Below are 15331 nucleotides of genomic sequence, written 5' to 3'. Positions count from 1 at the left end.
TTCATGCGCACCTCGACCTTATCGCCAACCGACTATCTGTCCGACGCCGCCCGCGATTTTCTGGCGCGGCGGACGGCTGAAGTCGTCGGTCTGGCGCTGTTGGTCGGCACCGTCGTGATCGGCCTGTCGCTCGCCTCCTGGTCGATTCGCGACCCGAGTTGGAACCATGCGACGGATGCGGCTGTCCATAATCTTATGGGTGCTCCTGGCGCGGTTGCGGCCGATCTCATCATGCAACTCGTCGGCGTTGCTGTCATCGCGATCCTAACTCCCATCGCCTGCTGGGGCTGGCGGCTTCTGGTCCGCAAGCGTCTCGATCGTTTGAAGCTTCGTTTTGGCCTGCTGACGGCCGGAGCCGCAGCGGCGGCCGCGCTCGCGTCCTTGCTTCCCGCGACGGACCGCTGGCCGCTGCCGACCGGGCTCGGCGGTGTCGCCGGCGACGCGCTTCTGGCTGTACCGCGCCGGCTCTTCGGTCATTCCGAGCCGGTCTTCATCATTCTCGCGCTGATTCTGGCCGGCATCGCCATCCTGACTCTGACGGCCTCGGCCGGCTTTGGCCTAAAGGACAAGCAGGTCGAAGAGGACGAGCCGGCCTCGACTTTCGATTGGGTGTCGGCACCGCGCCAGTCCCGCTCGGCCGAGGAGGATCGCGATGGCGAGCCCGGCTTCGCGCTGGTATCGCTCGGGGCCGCCATCCACGCGGGCCTGACCTTGAAATCAGCCGTGCTCCGGTTCATTCGCCGCCGCCGGCAATTCGACGATCGGGGCCCGGAGCCATATGCGCCTTGGGTCGGCCGCGAGCCCGACGACAGCCCGTTCGCCGATCTTCATCAGGATGCTGCCGTGCCGCCTGCGGCGCGATCTCGCGTGGAGCCGACCTTTGGCGCGCCGGCACGCGCTGCCATCCCGCAGGCGCCGCGCGCCGCGCGAGGCAAGCCGGATACCGCCCCCTCGCCGATGCCCGGTATGGGCAACGGCCTTGCTGGGCCGCGCGTCATTCAGCCGGCGATGGCGAGCCCATCCCGCTCGACAGACGGCTTTTCCGGGCGTCCAACCTCACGCCGGGGCGACGTCTATGAGTTGCCGCCGCTCGGAATCCTCGCTGAAGCCAAGGCACAGCCCGCCAACCGCATTTCCGAAGATGCGTTGGAGCAAAACGCGCGTCTTCTCGAAGGGGTCCTCGAGGATTTCGGCATTCGCGGCGAGATCATCAACGTGCGGCCGGGTCCGGTCGTGACGCTTTATGAACTCGAACCCGCTCCGGGCATCAAATCCTCCCGCGTGGTCGGCCTTGCGGACGATATCGCCCGGTCGATGTCGGCCATTTCGGCCCGCGTCGCCGTCGTCCAGGGTCGCAACGCCATCGGCATCGAATTGCCGAACCAGCGTCGCGACACGGTCTATCTCCGGGAGTTGCTGGGTCAGCACGACTTCGAGGAGTCCAAGCATAAGCTGGCGATCGCGCTCGGCAAGACGATCGGCGGTGAGCCGGTCATCGTTGATCTGGCCCGGATGCCGCATCTGCTCGTCGCCGGCACCACCGGCTCGGGCAAGTCCGTCGCGATCAACACCATGATCCTGTCGCTGCTCTATCGGCTGAAACCGGAAGAGTGCCGTCTCATCATGGTCGATCCCAAAATGCTGGAATTGTCGGTCTATGACGGCATCCCGCATCTCCTGACCCCGGTCGTGACCGATCCAAAAAAGGCCGTCGTGGCGCTGAAATGGGCCGTGCGCGAGATGGAGGAGCGTTACAAGAAGATGTCCAAGGTCGGTGTCCGCAACATCGACGGGTTCAACGTTCGGGTCGCCGACGCCAAGGCCAAGGGCGAAGTCATCACCCGCACGGTGCAGACGGGCTACGACCGGGAGACCGGCGAGGCCATCTACGAGCAGGAGGCGATGGATCTCACGGTCCTGCCCTATATCGTCGTCATCGTCGACGAGATGGCCGACCTGATGATGGTGGCCGGCAAGGACATCGAAGGCGCGATCCAGCGGCTCGCCCAGATGGCGCGCGCGGCGGGCATCCATCTCATCATGGCAACGCAGCGGCCCTCGGTCGACGTCATCACCGGCACCATCAAGGCGAATTTCCCGACCCGCATCTCGTTCCAGGTCACGTCCAAGATCGACTCGCGCACGATCTTGGGCGAGCAGGGCGCCGAGCAACTGCTGGGGCAGGGCGACATGCTCTACATGGCGGGTGGCGGTCGGATCAGCCGCGTGCACGGCCCCTTCGTCAGCGATGGGGAGGTCGAAAAAGTGGTGGCGCATCTGAAAACGCAAGGCCAGCCGGACTATCTCGACGTCACGGTCGAGGAGCCGGATCTCAGCACGGAGGATGACGCCGCCGGTGGCGCGCTGCCGGGCGGGATGGATGCGGAGGAATCCGGCGACCTCTACGATCGTGCGGTCGCGATCGTGTTGCGCGACAAGAAGTGCTCGACTTCGTACATCCAGCGTCGCTTGTCGGTGGGTTACAACAAGGCCGCGTCGCTCGTCGAACGCATGGAGCAGGAGGGTGTCGTCGCACCCGCCAATCATGCCGGGAAGCGGGAAATCCTGGTGGGCGGAGGCATCGATCGCGGTGCCTATGATCTTCAGGACGATCAATAAGACGGCCGGATCTCCGGTCGAATCCATAAGGTTTTCAGACAAAGCCGATCACTTTGGCGGAACTGCAAATGCGTCCTCGCCGATCACCAGCGCTCGTGCCGGTGTCGACAGAATGCCAGGGAGCACGGTCGTGATCATGGACCTTCCGGTGCGTCACCCCGAACCAGCGCCGCTCGTGCGTGGGCGGCACGATGCCTTTGCGGCCGCCTTCAGGTCCATCCGCACCGCGATCATCATGACCGACCCGACACTTCCGGATAATCCCATCGTCTTTGCCAACGACGCTTTTCTGCAACTCACGGGCTATGCGAGCCACGATGTCGTCGGTAGCAACTGCCGCTTTCTCCAGGGACCCGAGACAAGCGCCGAAACGGTCGAGCATCTCCGTCGAGGTATCGCAGCACTAGGCGACGTGTCGGCCGAAATCCTGAACTATCGCCAGGACGGGACGACCTTCTGGAATGCGGTGTCGATCACGCCTGTGCTCGATGACATTGGAGCAGTCGCGCTTTTCGTTGGAACCCTGGCCGACGTGACGGCGGCGCGCGAGCGGCAGCGGGCCGATCGTCAGGCCGAGCAGGACCTCACGGCGCGCAATCGTGAACTCGAAAGCGCGCTCGACGTGCAGCATCTGCTGGTAGCCGAAATCGATCACCGAACAAAGAACAACCTGCAGATGGTCAGCGCCATGCTGACGCTGCAAACCATGAGCATCCCCGACCCGGAGCTGCGACGCACGCTGCAGGAGATGCTGGAGCGGGTCGATGCGCTCGGCCTCGTTCACAAGCGGCTCTACGAATTGTCGCAGCGGACGCGGTTCGATGTCGCCGACTTCATCCACGAACTCCTCGACACGATCCTCGGGGCATCCGGGCGCCGCGACATCGTCGTCGACCAACGCTTGAATGCCGTGGTGATTGGCGCTGATCAGGCGGCGGCGGTCGCGCTCATCCTCAACGAGGTTCTGACCAACGCGATCAAGCACGGCTTTCCGAGCGGACGGCACGGCAGCCTGACGGTCGTGCTCGTCGCAAAGGGAGACCGATGCATCATTACGATCGCGGATGATGGCGTGGGGCTCCCGACCGAAAAGGCAGTGGGCCCGACTTTCGGCACGACGCTCGTCGAGACGCTGGCACGACATCTTCACGCGGCGATCGCTTGGACGCGAGCCCAGCCCGGAACGGTGTTCACACTCGACTTCCCGATCAAGGTCGCGGCCTCTCCCTGAGGCGCCGGATGGTGATCAAGGGGCCGGCATGATAAACAGCCGGATGGCTATCGATGCTCTCTCGCTTCTCACCATTTGCGGACTCGACGAAATCGCGGGTCATCGCTCACGAAACGTCACGCACGTCCTGTCGATCCTCGATCCCGAGTGGCCGGACCCCGATTTCACGACCTATCCGCCCTCGCATGTCCGCACGGTTCTGCGTTTTCACGACATCATCGATCCGACGCCCGGCATGGTGCTGCCGACGGAGGCGGACGTGGATACCATTCTGGCGTTCGGGCGTGCGATCACGGCCGAGGGCGGAACACCCGAAGCGCATCTGTTGGTGCATTGCCACGCCGGCATCTCCCGCTCGACCGCCGCGATGATCATGATCCTGGCGCAGGCCTCTCCCGACCAGGACGAGGCGAGCATCGTCGAGCGCGTGTTTTCCATTCGCGACAAGGCCTGGCCCAACCACCTGATGATTGCCTTCGCGGACCGGCGCCTCGGCCGCGCGGGTCGCCTGACAACCGCCACCAACGACCTCTACCGGCGTCATCTCACCCGTCGGCCCGATCTCGCCGGGTTGATGACCAAACTCGGGCGCGCCCGGGAGGTCGCGATCGGATTGGATCTAGGAAAGCTCCACGAGGCTGGACATGGCGCGTCGGTTGGTGGCTGAACCGGTCCACCGAGCATGAGCGCGGAGCCCTCGACCAAGCCGATCGTCATCTATGTCGATGCCGACGCCTGCCCGGTGAAGGCCGAGGTCTATCGCGTCGCGGAGCGACACGGCCTCGACGTGCATGTCGTGGCCAACAGCCCGATCGCCGTGCCGCGCGACCTGTTCATCCACCGGGTCGTGGTGGCGAGCGGCCCGGACGCGGCCGATGATTGGATCGCCGAGCGGGCGATCCACGGAGATATCGTCATCACGGCCGATGTGCCGCTCGCGGCCCGCTGCGTGAAGACCGGCGCCAGCGTCATCGCACCCTACGGCAAGCCATTCACCGAAGCCTCGATCGGCATGGCGCTTGCCACGCGAGACCTGATGGACCAATTGCGCTCGTCCGGCGAAATCACGGGAGGCCCGAAGCCGTTTTCGCCAAAGGATCGGTCAAGCTTTCTGCAGGAACTCGACCGATCGATCATGCGGCTCAAACGGAGCGGCTTCGGTCGGGTTTGAGGTCGGCCCGGCCGATCGGCATCAGGGTTTGTCGAACGGGTGCACGTTCACGTCATGCGGCGTGAAGAGGAAACGCCTGACAACCTCACCATAGCCGTCATAGACCAGCCCGCCATTGGCGGCGAGCAGCCGGTCGCGGTTGATCTTGTACCAGCCCGGCAGTTCATACCATGGCATGAGCGGGCGCTCGTGATGAGCAGCATGCAGGTTGTTGAAAAGGAAGAGCGGCCCAAAGAACCAGCTATTTTCAACGATTGCGGTGCGCTCGAAGACGCCTTCTTCCGCCCGATGCTCGGCGAAGGACCGCAACAGCAACAGCGCCGTGCCTGGGTAGACGATGCAGAACAGGTAGAACGCGATATTCATGTGGCAGACGCCGACGACCCAGAACAGCACTGCGGCACAACCGAGCGCGTGCCAGGCCCAGATCCGCTTGTGGACCCGGTTGCCCTTGGCCAGGAGCTTGGCTTCGGACAGAAGATAGCGGCTGATATTCCAAGCCGGACCGATCACAAGCCGTCCCGCGAGCGTCGTATGGATGTGAACGATCGCGCGTCCGATAGGCCCGATCGCGGCCCACTGCTCCGCGGTCCAATAATAGGTTTCGGGGTCGTCGAGCGGATCGGTCAACGCGTCGTCGCAATGATGCACGAGGTGCGACATGCGATAGGATTCGAACGGAAGCCAGAGCGACAGGGGGACAAAGCCCAGCAAGCGGTTGATCTTGCGCGAAGGGGTCGGATGACCGTGGATGAATTCGTGCTGCATCGACGAGTGCCAAGCGACCAGGATTGATCCGAGCATGGCAACCAGAAGCGTCGGCATGTGTTGATGAAAAAACGTAACGACCGCGAAACCGCCATAGATCGCCGCCGAAAGCGCGAGTGACGGCCATTCGATGGTCCGACTGCGTCGCCTCGCGACTGTTCCCCTCGACACGTGCGCCGTCACATCTTGCCTCCTCACGTTACGATTCGCATGGAGGAGTTTGAACCGGACATGATATGCGATTCAACGATGATGATGTAGCAATAAATATCATCTGGTGACGAATATCACAACATTGATTGATATATATTATTTGACGATATTTCCATCGTGGAGCCGCCATGGTACGGAACAACACCGTTGGTCTTTTCCGCCGGAGACTCGAGAGCGTGATCGGTCGTGCGGGGCTGACGACGTCCGGCTTCGCGCGCCTTGCCAACATCGATCGCTCGACCCTGTCGCAACTTCTCGACGACACCGATCCTCGTCTTCCCCGGGCCGACACGTTGATGGCCATCGCGACCGCGGCGCATGTGTCGACCGATTGGCTGCTCGGCCTCAGTCAGCGCGAGGAAGTCGGCGCTGAAATTATCCAGGCGATGCTGCAGATCGAAATGCACGATCGCGGGCCGGCCGACGATCATTTCGTCGCCTGGCTCAACGAAGCGGAAGGCTATCGCATCCGAACGGTGCCGGTCGCTTTGCCGGATTTCGTCAAGACCGAAGCGGTGCTTCAGTTCGAGTATGGGAGCACGGAGAATGTGGCGCCCGTGCAATTCGACACCGTACGGGCACGTCTCGACTATATGTCTAAGGCCGACAATGACGTCGAAGTCTGTCTGGCACTGCAAGATCTTCAGGCTTTCGCCGACGGACAGGATATCTGGTCCGACCTGCCGCTGGACGCGCGTCGCGACCAGATCGAGCATCTCAACGCCATCTATCGGAGCGCTTATCCGGGACTTCGCTTCTATCTCTATGACCGGAAGACGGTCTATTCGGCGCCTTTCACGGTCTTTGGGCCCAAACGCGCTGTGGTTTTCCTCGGGCCGAGCTACCTCGTGCTCAACGGCTCAGATCACATCCGCATGTTTGCCCGCCGCTTCGACGACCTGATCCGGCTGGCTGTCGTCCAGCCGCATGGTGTGGAACCCTTCCTGCACGATCTGCTCGACCGAATGACGCCGTGAACGACGTTGTTTATGGTTAGTCGCTCGTCTTTGATGTCCAGGTCGCGTCGCGCATCAGGCTTGAGCGTTCGAGCAGGCGCAGGACGGCTTCGATTTCATCCGGCTCGATCGTCGTGACCGCGAGTGTCGCGACAAGTTCGACATCGGTCTCGCCTCGATCCTCGATCGTGACGTCGCGGACGGGATAATGCGCAACCTCGAGCGTCTCGACCAGAAGATCGCGGGCTTGTGCCACGCCCGCGGTCGACGTCGTGGCTCTGACCTCATAGGTGGCCTCGATCGAGCCGTCGCCGATCGGCGTGCGGTTGATGAGATCGGCCAGTGGCCGCAGCAACGTGTTGCCGGCCAGAACCGTGATGGTCATTAAAAGCGCTTCGGGCCCAAGCCCGGCCCCGCTAAAGGCGCCGACCGAGGCGGAACACCAGAGCGTCGCGGCGGTGTTAAGCCCGCGCACGGTCTTGCCCTCCTTCATGATCACGCCGCCGCCGAGAAACCCGACCCCGGTCACCGTATAGGCGACGATCTGGACCGCGCCGGCGATGCCGCCGAGCCGCATGCCGATGCTGACGAAGGCCGCCGCCCCGACCGCGACCAGCACGGTGGTGCGAAGTCCGGCGCTGCGTTGCCGATATTGTCGTTCTGCACCGATCAACGTTCCGAGGACGAAGGCCAGTGCCAGGCTGGCGGCGGTTTGGATGAGGGCGGGCATCGCGGCCCAATCAAATCCCAACTCGCGTCTCCCGCCGCTTTCCCGAGCCGATCGGGTCGGGATGCACTACGGGTGCGATATGACAGAACGGAGACATTGTATCAGCGTCATCGCCAACCACATCTACGTTTCGGTCGGGAGGCGTCACCATGAATGCATATTCGCAGCAGGCCTATGGCGGCCATGCCGACCCGACGCAGGCGCGTCTGGCAAACCTGCGCCGGATCGCGTGGCTGATCGACGGCGCCTTCAGGCTGCCGTTCACACGATTCCGCTTCGGCCTGAACAGCATGATTGGATTGACGCCCGCCGCCGGCGATGCCGTGCTGGCCGTGATCTCGCTCTATATCGTGAACGAGGCACGCCGGCTGGGCGTGCCCAACGCCAAGCTGCTGGTCATGCTGAGGAACGTGGGAATCGAGGCCGTCGTCGGCGTCGTCCCGATCGTCGGCGATCTCTTCGATATGGCCTTCAAGGCCAATCTCCGGAACCTCGCCATTATCGAGGATCATATCGGCGTGTCGCTTCGCCGCCGCTGATCTGCGGAAGCTCGCGTCGTGTCTAGCGTTTACGGCTGCGGAGCTGATCGAAATAGACGATCACGATGATCAGGCCTCCAGTGATCACGTCCTGCCAGAAGCGATTGACGTTGAGCAGGTTGGCTCCATTGTTGATCGTCGTGAGGATGAACGAGCCGAGCAGCGGCCCCTGGACGCTGCCGACGGCGCCGAACAAGCTCGTCCCGCCGATTACCGACGAGGCGATCGCCTGCAGTTCCCAGCCCTGACCCTGGGTCGCGTTGCCGATGCCGATGCGTGCCGCGAGCAGCACGCCGACAAAGGCCGCCAACGTCGCCGAAATCATATAGGCGAGATAGATCATCGCGCGGACGTTCACGCCTGAGAGGCGCGCGGCCTCTCGGTTCGAGCCGATTGCGTAGAGGTAGCGACCCCACCGACTGTGCTGCAACAGCACATAAGCCGGGGTGGCGACCACAACGACCATCCAGAAGAGGAGCGGGATGCCGAGGAAGGCGCCGCGCGAAAAGTTGGTGAACGCGTCCGGCAGGCCCGAGATCGTGGCCCCGTTGGTGATCAACAAACCGATTCCGCGCAAGGCCGTCAGGGTCGCAAGCGTCATGATGAACGGCGGCAGCCCCAGCGTCGTGATGCCGAACCCGTGAAAAGCCCCGATCGCCGCGCCGACGCAGAGCGTCAGGAGGATCGCCGGCAGGATCGTAAAGCCATGCGTCATCAACCAAGCTACGATCACGCTGGAGAAGCCCACCACCGCCCCGACCGACAGGTCGATACCGGACGTGATGATCACGAAAGTCTGGCCGACCGCGATAATCGCGATCATGGCACCCTGACGCATGAGGTTGGTCAGGTTGTTCTCGGTCAGGAAGCTCGGCGTCGAGAGGCTAAGCGCGATCCACATCGCGATCAGCAACCCGACGAGCGTCAGGCTAAGGATCAGCCCCAACCGGGACGGGCGGGGAACCACGACCGTCATGGTCGGCGCGGTGCTCTTGGCGTCGATGCTCATGCGTGTGCCCTTGATCTCGTCATGTCACACCCCGATCGCTTCGGTCAGGATGATTTCGGGGTCGGCTTTGGTGCCATCGTGGCTTGCGACGAGCTTGCCGCGCCGAAACACATGCAGCGTGTCGCTGAGGTCATAGACTTCCGGCAGGTAGGACGAGATCAGGATGATGCCGGCCCCTTCATGGAGAAGCCGGGCCAGGATCTTGTAGATTTCGACCTTTGTGCCAACGTCGACCCCCACGGTCGGCTCGTCAAAGATGAAGAGTTTGGCCCCGTGGTTCAGCCATTTGCCAACCACGATCTTTTGTTGGTTGCCGCCCGACAGGCTCGAGGCGGCGGCGTTGCGTGATCCGGTCTTGATCTGCATCGCCTTGATCTGGCGATCGGCATGGGTGCGTTCGGCTTTTGGATTGAGCGTGATGCCATTCGTCAGTCGATCGAAGATCGGCAGATTGACGTTGAGCCCAACGCCGAGATTGAGGCAGAGCCCCTGGTCGCGACGGCTTTCCGGCACCAGCGCGATGCCCCGTTTGATCGCATCCGTTTCCTTGCGGATCGAGACGGGCTCGCCCAACCAAACGATTTGCCCTGAGGTCGCCGGCGAACGACCGAACAGGCTTTGCACGAACTCGCTGCGTCCGGCGCCGATCAGCCCATAGAGGCCGACGATCTCGCCTTGCCGCACGCTCAGCGAGATATCCTCGAAGCCTTTACCGCTGAGGTGCTCGGTCCGGAGGATTTCGGGGCCGAACGGCACCGTCTCCTTGTAATGGATCTGCTCGACGGAGCGGTTGATCATCCCTCGGATCAGGCTCTGCTCGTTGGTGTCGGCCACGCGCTGGGTCGAGACCAGGGCACCATCGCGCAAGATCGACACGCGATCGGCGAGTTCGAAGACTTCCTCGAGGCGATGACTGATGTAGACGATCGTGACGCCCTGCGCCTTGAGGCGGCGGATCAACGCGAAAAGCTGGGCCGCTTCCTGCCGGGTCAGATAGCCGGTCGGCTCGTCGAAGATGAGGAATTTAGTCCCGCGCGTTGCCGCTCGCGCGGTTGCGACGAGTTGCTGCTGCCCGATCGTCAAACTTGACAGAGGTGCAGCCGCCGGCAAGGCAAAGCCGATTTCGGCCAGGATCTTTTCAGCCGCGCGCACCATGGCCGTGTGGCGCAACAGGCCGAAGCGTGTCGTCTCGTCGCCGAGGAACAGATTGGCCGCGACACTGAGATGAGGGCAGAGCACCACCTCCTGGTGAACCGCATTGATGCCGAGCGCGATCGCTTCATAGGGGCTCGCCAGCGCGACCGGAACACCTTCCCACATCACATCGCCGCTGGTGCGTTGGTGGACGCCCGTGAGGATCTTGATGAGCGTCGATTTCCCGGCGCCATTCTCGCCCACGATGGCGTGAATTTCGCCGGCCTCGAAAGCGAGATCGACGCCCTTCAGCGCATGGGTGGCGCCGAACCTCTTGTCGAGCTTCGAGAGAACGAAGAGGGGTGACGCTCCCGGAGAAGCGCCATCGTGTTTCGGTTGGACGGTTGCGGTCTGCATGGCGGCTCGTCCAATTGTCTAAAGAACGCGTGCTTCAGTTCAGCTTGGGGTTCAGCAGTTCCTGCGAGCGGGGCGAGTTCATCCCGGCCTTGGTGATGGCATTGACACCCGTATCGACCGTCACCGGGACCTTTTCGCCCTTGGACACGGCGAGCGCCGTCTTCACGCCGTCGTAGCCCATGCGATAGGGGTCTTGGACAATCAGGGCATAGATCGAGCCGTCGGTGAGCAACTTGACGAGCTTGTCGTCCGAGTCGAACGCCACCAGGGTCATCTTGTCGCCGAGCCTGTTCTCTGCGATCGCCTGTCCCGCGCCCTGGCCCATGATAAGGTTGGACGCAAACACACCCTTGAGGTTCGGGCTTGCCGTGATCAGGTCGGTCATGATGTTGAGGCCGGTCGTGGCCTGGCCATCGGCGACTTTGTCGGCCACCAGCTTAAGGCCGGGGTATTTGGCCGCGAGTTCTTCCTTGAAGCCCGCTGCGCGCTGATCGAGCGAGCCGACGCCGGGCAGAGATGTGATGAGGGCAACATCGCCTTCCGCCTTGCCGGTCTTGGCTTTGATGCCTTCCGCCATTGCGTCAGCGGCCACTCGCCCGCCCTGGGTGTTGTCGGTTGTCAGGAAGGACGAGAAAGACTTCGAGTCAGCGGCCGAGTCGATGCCGATGATCTTCACTGATTTAGCGGCTTCATCGATCGGCTTGCCCAGCGCCGCGAATTGCGTCGGCGAGATCACGATCGCGGCAGGTTTGCCCGAGACGGCATTTTCGAGGATCGAGATCTGGCCATCGATATCGGCTTCGGATTGTGCACCGAGTTCCGGAACCTTGACGCCAAGGTCTTTGCCCGCTTTGCGCGCGCCGGCCAGAACGATCTGCCAATAGTTGGATGTGGTGTCTTTGACGATGATCGGTATGGTCACGTCGGCCGCATAGGCGGGGGCCGAAAGTCCTGCGACCGACAGCATCAAGGCGGCTAAAAGCGCGTTCTTCATCGACGTTTCTCTCCTGAACGACGCTCTGTGGCGTCTGCACGAAAGCGTTCAATGCCCCGGCCTTTGGAGAGTGCTGCACGGGAGCGGAGCTGTCAATGCTAACATTTCAGCAGATCGCCAACCCGTCGAAGCCGCGCCCCGAGGAGCGCGGCTTCTTCTCACGTCAAGATTTCAGGGGCAGGGGTGCCTCTGCCCATCGTAGCCAAGGTAGGTGCCGCTGGACGGGTCGTAGGACTTGAAACGCTGCATGCAATATTGCTCCGTATCACCGCCCTGGTCGGCATATACGGGTGCTTGCGCGTAACCCGGATCGACATAGACCGGAGCGGGAGCGCCATAATAGCCGCCGTCGCCATAGCCGCCGTAACCGTAAGCCGGCTGGGAATTGGCAATTGCGCCCCCGATCAGTGCGCCGGCCGCAAGACCCGCGATACCCGCCCCGATCGCGGCGCCGCCGCCGTAACCCCGTCCGCCGCGATAGCCGCCACCATAGTGCCGTCCACCGCGAAAACCGCCGCCCCGATGAAACCCACCGCCGCCATGCCGACGAAACTGGACCTGCTCCACGTTCGACGTGCCTGCGGACGCCAACTTCGGCGACGTGTCGATTGTGAAGGCTGAGGCCGGTCCGGCCGCCGTCATCGCCAACATCGAACCAATCACGCCAACACTCAGAAACGCACGCATGCTCTAAACTCCTCAATCGCCGACGTGCTCAAAAAACAAGCCGTCCACTGCATCAACGCTTTGCACGCCGATCTGTTCGATGACGATTTGTCCATGCGCTGCGGCCGGCTAGCCGATCTGCAATCTGCAGCCAGGGGCGAGCCGTGGCAGAAGCCGTCGGAGATCGTCCGGGCGCAAGGCCACACAACCGGCCGTTGGCGTCCCGCCCGGCGACATCACGTGCATGAAGATCGCGCTGCCAAGACCCTTTCGGGTCGGGTTCATATTATAGTCGATCACTACGCCGAGATCGTAGAGGCGATCCTCGCGCCACATGCGTTCGTGACTCCCGGCGACCGGCAGCTGCACAGCGCGGTTGTATCGGCTCGAGGTCGTATCGTCACACCAGCCGTCGGTCACGCGCAAGGCTTGCATGCTCTGAGCCGTCTGCGGCCGCGATGCTCTGTCGGATCGGAAAAAACCGCCCAGCATCGCGAAGACGCCGATCGGCGTGCCGCCATCTCCTTCGCGCTTTTGCCGTGTCATGCCGGACGGTCCGAGCATGCAGGGGAGGGCGAGCGACGCCGCTAAAAGCCAAGCCTCCGACGGATGGCCGGCCTTCGGGACGACGCGTAACGACGTCAAACGATGGTCGTTTCGGTGGATCGATGAGGCACCGGACTGCCGTCTTGGAGGGGTTGAAGACGGGTTCAAAGAAGGTCCTCCATCGTTGCATCGCGGTTCAGGCTTGCGCTTGCGCGTACATTTGAGCAATTTGGCCGCCGTACAAGACCTCTATGACCGACGTCACGCTTCGTTGCGGGTTGGCCGGACGGGGACCAAGGATACTGCTGCATGTCTCAGGCTCGAAAGATCCTGATTGTCGACGACGACGATGATCTCCGTGAATTGTTGGTCGAGCAATTCTCCCTTCACGATGAATTCAGCCCGTGCGAAGCTGCGACCGCTGAGCGCGCCCTGGCGTTCACCGAAGCGGATTCGCCCGACGTCGTCGTCATGGACGTCGGCTTGCCCGACATGGACGGACGCGATGTCGTCCGCATCATGCGGTCGAATGGGTTCAAAGGACCGATCATCCTGATCACCGGCTATGCGACCGACGACGATGCGGTTCTCGGCCTCGATTCGGGCGCCAACGACTATGTCAACAAGCCGTTCCGCTTCGCGGTGCTGCTGGCACGGGTGCGGGCGCATCTACGTCAACACGAGGGCAGCCATGATGCTCTCTTCCAAATCGGCACGTATACATTCAGCCCCAGCGCCAAAAACCTCGTCAACGAGGGGGGCGACCGGATGCGGCTCACCGAGAAGGAAACAGCGATCCTTCGCTATCTGTACCGCGCCCGCGAGCAGGTGGTGGACCGCGATACGCTGCTGCGTGAGGTATGGGGCTATAACGCGGCCGTGACGACCCATACGCTCGAAACCCATATCTATCGGCTTCGGCAGAAAATCGAGATCGATCCCGCCCACGCGCAATTGCTCGTCACCGAAGCGGGGGGCTACCGGCTGATCCCCTGACGGGTGCAGCTCGGCTTGCCGACGCCCGTTAACAATCGTCAACCATTTCCAGCTAAACTGGCGGCACGTGGGACAAAGGTGCGCGCCGTGACGCTCGAGCAAGACATCCGGCGACTGTCGGCCATTCCGCTATTCGCCGATCTCGGAGCCGAAGCCCTCCGGCTCATCGCGTTTTCGGGCGAAACGCGCATTTTTCGCACCGGGGACGTTTTGTTCCGTCGAGGCGAGTTGGCTGACGGCGGATTCGTTCTCCTGGTGGGATCGATCGCGCTCGATCCAGTCGGCGATGGCCGACCCGCGCGACAGGTCGTCGGGCCCGGTACGCTGATCGGCGAACGGGCGCTTATTTCGGCCCTGCCGCGGCCGACGACCGCCATCGCACGCGAGCCATCCACCGTGTTGAAGATCACACGGCGGCTCTTTTATCGGATCCTCAACGAGTTTCCGGGCAGCGCCGACCGGGTGCGCCGCAATCTCGCACGCGACCTCAACGAGCGGCTGGCCGATCTCAAAATCGGAGATCGACAGTAACCGGCACGTGATCGGATGGTTTGTCCCAGCCGCGCGCCTCCTTGCAAACGCTGATCCCGTCCAGCGCGCCGCGCAAATCCTCGCTAAGCCAAATATGATCGAGCCGCCGCCCCTTGTTGGCCGCCGCCCAATCAGGCGATCGATAACTCCACCAGGTAAATAGCTTTTCGGCCGGCACGATCTTCTCCCGCATCGCGTCGATCCAGGGTCCGGCCGCCTGAACGCGCCCGAAGCGATCCACCTCGATCGGCGTATGGCTGACGACCGACAGCAGCGCCTTGTGGCTCCACACGTCGGTTTCGAGCGGTGCAATATTGAGATCGCCGACCAGCACGGCGCGTTCGGCGACGAGCCGAGCCGGACCATCCATCATGCTGTCGAGAAAGTGCAGCTTATGCTCGAATTTCGGATTGATGAGCGGGTCCGCCACGTCGCCGCCGGCCGGTACGTAGAAATTGTGAATTGTGAGCCCCGCTGCCGCTCCCGCCTCGGGCGCGAGCTTGATCGCGATGTGGCGCGCATGGCCGTGGCGGCAGAATTGTCCCTTGTCGATCGAAGCGATCGGCAGCTTCGAAAGCACCGCCACGCCGTGATAGCCTTTTTGCCCATTGATCTCGACATGGTCGAAACCAAGCGCCCGGATGTCGTTCATCGGGAATTCGGCGTCGCGGCACTTGGTCTCCTGCAAGCACAGGATGTCGGGTTGGTGCAACTCGAGATACTGGCGAAGGAGGGGCAGCCGAATCCGGACCGAATTGATGTTCCAGGACGTGATGGTCAGGCGCACGGCGTCAGCTCTGGTTACGGGAAC

The 15331-nt window shown here is 62.7% G+C and carries 16 protein-coding genes; 8 read left to right on the top strand and 8 right to left on the bottom strand.

The features are described from left to right. Positions 1 to 3 precede the first annotated feature (3 nt). The 4 genes from EY713_RS04460 to EY713_RS04445 all read left to right on the top strand — a co-directional run bounded on the left by EY713_RS04460 (position 4) and on the right by EY713_RS04445 (position 5021). A complete protein-coding gene (locus EY713_RS04460) occupies positions 4 to 2619 on the top strand; it encodes a DNA translocase FtsK (protein WP_131113747.1) in 2616 nt (871 codons plus the stop codon). Between the two features lie 136 nt (positions 2620 to 2755). Beyond that, a complete protein-coding gene (locus tag EY713_RS04455; protein ID WP_245572978.1) occupies positions 2756 to 3850 on the top strand; it encodes a sensor histidine kinase in 1095 nt (364 codons plus the stop codon). 43 nt (positions 3851 to 3893) lie between these two features. After that, positions 3894 to 4517 carry a tyrosine phosphatase family protein gene (locus tag EY713_RS04450; RefSeq protein WP_131113745.1) on the top strand — a complete coding sequence of 208 codons (624 nt, stop codon included), beginning with the start codon at positions 3894 to 3896 and terminating at the stop codon, positions 4515 to 4517. A gap of 15 nt (positions 4518 to 4532) precedes the next feature. Next, a complete protein-coding gene (locus EY713_RS04445) occupies positions 4533 to 5021 on the top strand; it encodes a YaiI/YqxD family protein (protein ID WP_131113744.1) in 489 nt (162 codons plus the stop codon). A 21-nt stretch (positions 5022 to 5042) separates the two neighbouring features. Here the strand turns inward: EY713_RS04445 and EY713_RS04440 are convergent, their stop codons facing one another. Beyond that, positions 5043 to 5972, bottom strand: a complete 930-nt coding sequence (locus tag EY713_RS04440; RefSeq protein WP_245572890.1) for a fatty acid desaturase — start codon at positions 5970 to 5972, stop codon at positions 5043 to 5045. A gap of 158 nt (positions 5973 to 6130) precedes the next feature. Between EY713_RS04440 and EY713_RS04435 the strand changes: the two genes are divergently transcribed. Beyond that, on the top strand, positions 6131 to 6979 hold the full coding sequence (locus EY713_RS04435) for a helix-turn-helix domain-containing protein (protein ID WP_131113743.1): 849 nt from the start codon (positions 6131 to 6133) through the stop codon (positions 6977 to 6979). Between the two features lie 16 nt (positions 6980 to 6995). On the opposite strand, the gene EY713_RS04430 is transcribed toward EY713_RS04435, so the two are convergent. Next, positions 6996 to 7688: an MgtC/SapB family protein gene (locus tag EY713_RS04430; protein WP_131113742.1), complete on the bottom strand. Its 693-nt coding sequence runs from the start codon at positions 7686 to 7688 to the stop codon at positions 6996 to 6998. A 149-nt stretch (positions 7689 to 7837) separates the two neighbouring features. Here EY713_RS04430 and EY713_RS04425 point away from each other — a divergent pair, with 149 nt between their 5' ends. Beyond that, positions 7838 to 8227 (top strand): DUF4112 domain-containing protein, encoded by a 390-nt coding sequence (locus EY713_RS04425; protein ID WP_131113741.1) that lies wholly within the window; start codon positions 7838 to 7840, stop codon positions 8225 to 8227. Positions 8228 to 8249: 22 nt separating this feature from the next. Here the strand turns inward: EY713_RS04425 and EY713_RS04420 are convergent, their stop codons facing one another. The 5 genes from EY713_RS04420 to EY713_RS04400 form a co-directional block, all read right to left on the bottom strand. Then, the gene (locus EY713_RS04420) at positions 8250 to 9203 is read right to left on the bottom strand and encodes an ABC transporter permease (RefSeq protein WP_425374361.1); all 954 of its coding nucleotides are present in this window, start codon (positions 9201 to 9203) and stop codon (positions 8250 to 8252) included. A 57-nt stretch (positions 9204 to 9260) separates the two neighbouring features. Beyond that, positions 9261 to 10787, bottom strand: coding sequence for a sugar ABC transporter ATP-binding protein (locus tag EY713_RS04415; RefSeq protein WP_131113739.1), 1527 nt, complete (start codon positions 10785 to 10787; stop codon positions 9261 to 9263). 34 nt (positions 10788 to 10821) lie between these two features. Next, positions 10822 to 11781 carry an ABC transporter substrate-binding protein gene (locus tag EY713_RS04410; protein WP_131113738.1) on the bottom strand — a complete coding sequence of 320 codons (960 nt, stop codon included), beginning with the start codon at positions 11779 to 11781 and terminating at the stop codon, positions 10822 to 10824. Positions 11782 to 11952: 171 nt separating this feature from the next. After that, positions 11953 to 12468: a BA14K family protein gene (locus tag EY713_RS04405; RefSeq protein ID WP_131113737.1), complete on the bottom strand. Its 516-nt coding sequence runs from the start codon at positions 12466 to 12468 to the stop codon at positions 11953 to 11955. A gap of 108 nt (positions 12469 to 12576) precedes the next feature. Continuing rightward, positions 12577 to 13092 (bottom strand): L,D-transpeptidase family protein, encoded by a 516-nt coding sequence (locus EY713_RS04400; protein WP_131113736.1) that lies wholly within the window; start codon positions 13090 to 13092, stop codon positions 12577 to 12579. 210 nt (positions 13093 to 13302) lie between these two features. On the opposite strand from EY713_RS04400, the gene EY713_RS04395 reads away from it, so the two are divergent. Both EY713_RS04395 and EY713_RS04390 read left to right on the top strand, forming a co-directional pair. Then, a complete protein-coding gene (locus EY713_RS04395) occupies positions 13303 to 13989 on the top strand; it encodes a response regulator transcription factor (protein WP_131113735.1) in 687 nt (228 codons plus the stop codon). A gap of 87 nt (positions 13990 to 14076) precedes the next feature. Next, the gene (locus EY713_RS04390; protein ID WP_131113734.1) at positions 14077 to 14520 is read left to right on the top strand and encodes a cyclic nucleotide-binding domain-containing protein; all 444 of its coding nucleotides are present in this window, start codon (positions 14077 to 14079) and stop codon (positions 14518 to 14520) included. On the opposite strand, the gene EY713_RS04385 is transcribed toward EY713_RS04390, so the two are convergent. Next, positions 14498 to 15307, bottom strand: coding sequence for an exodeoxyribonuclease III (locus tag EY713_RS04385; RefSeq protein ID WP_177525401.1), 810 nt, complete (start codon positions 15305 to 15307; stop codon positions 14498 to 14500). The two genes, EY713_RS04390 and EY713_RS04385, sit on opposite strands and share 23 nt — an antisense overlap. Positions 15308 to 15331 lie beyond the last annotated feature (24 nt).

It is taken from the genome of Lichenihabitans psoromatis (genome assembly GCF_004323635.1).
Classification (GTDB): Bacteria; Pseudomonadota; Alphaproteobacteria; order Rhizobiales; family Beijerinckiaceae; genus Lichenihabitans; species Lichenihabitans psoromatis.
The sequence above is the reverse complement of the archived record's forward strand: the minus strand, read 5'-3'. Positions and strand labels throughout refer to the sequence as shown.

What these genes read in the sequence shown, in the direction of transcription:
- EY713_RS04460 (WP_131113747.1), top strand. Translation starts at nt 4, where the DNA reads ATGCGCACCTCGACCTTATCGCCAACCGACTATCTGTCCGACGCCGCC.
- EY713_RS04455 (WP_245572978.1), top strand. Translation starts at nt 2,756, where the DNA reads ATGGACCTTCCGGTGCGTCACCCCGAACCAGCGCCGCTCGTGCGTGGG.
- EY713_RS04450 (WP_131113745.1), top strand. Translation starts at nt 3,894, where the DNA reads ATGGCTATCGATGCTCTCTCGCTTCTCACCATTTGCGGACTCGACGAA.
- EY713_RS04445 (WP_131113744.1), top strand. Translation starts at nt 4,533, where the DNA reads ATGAGCGCGGAGCCCTCGACCAAGCCGATCGTCATCTATGTCGATGCC.
- EY713_RS04435 (WP_131113743.1), top strand. Translation starts at nt 6,131, where the DNA reads ATGGTACGGAACAACACCGTTGGTCTTTTCCGCCGGAGACTCGAGAGC.
- EY713_RS04430 (WP_131113742.1), bottom strand. Translation starts at nt 7,688, where the DNA reads ATGCCCGCCCTCATCCAAACCGCCGCCAGCCTGGCACTGGCCTTCGTC.
- EY713_RS04425 (WP_131113741.1), top strand. Translation starts at nt 7,838, where the DNA reads ATGAATGCATATTCGCAGCAGGCCTATGGCGGCCATGCCGACCCGACG.
- EY713_RS04420 (WP_425374361.1), bottom strand. Translation starts at nt 9,203, where the DNA reads ATGACGGTCGTGGTTCCCCGCCCGTCCCGGTTGGGGCTGATCCTTAGC.
- EY713_RS04415 (WP_131113739.1), bottom strand. Translation starts at nt 10,787, where the DNA reads ATGCAGACCGCAACCGTCCAACCGAAACACGATGGCGCTTCTCCGGGA.
- EY713_RS04410 (WP_131113738.1), bottom strand. Translation starts at nt 11,781, where the DNA reads ATGAAGAACGCGCTTTTAGCCGCCTTGATGCTGTCGGTCGCAGGACTT.
- EY713_RS04405 (WP_131113737.1), bottom strand. Translation starts at nt 12,468, where the DNA reads ATGCGTGCGTTTCTGAGTGTTGGCGTGATTGGTTCGATGTTGGCGATG.
- EY713_RS04395 (WP_131113735.1), top strand. Translation starts at nt 13,303, where the DNA reads ATGTCTCAGGCTCGAAAGATCCTGATTGTCGACGACGACGATGATCTC.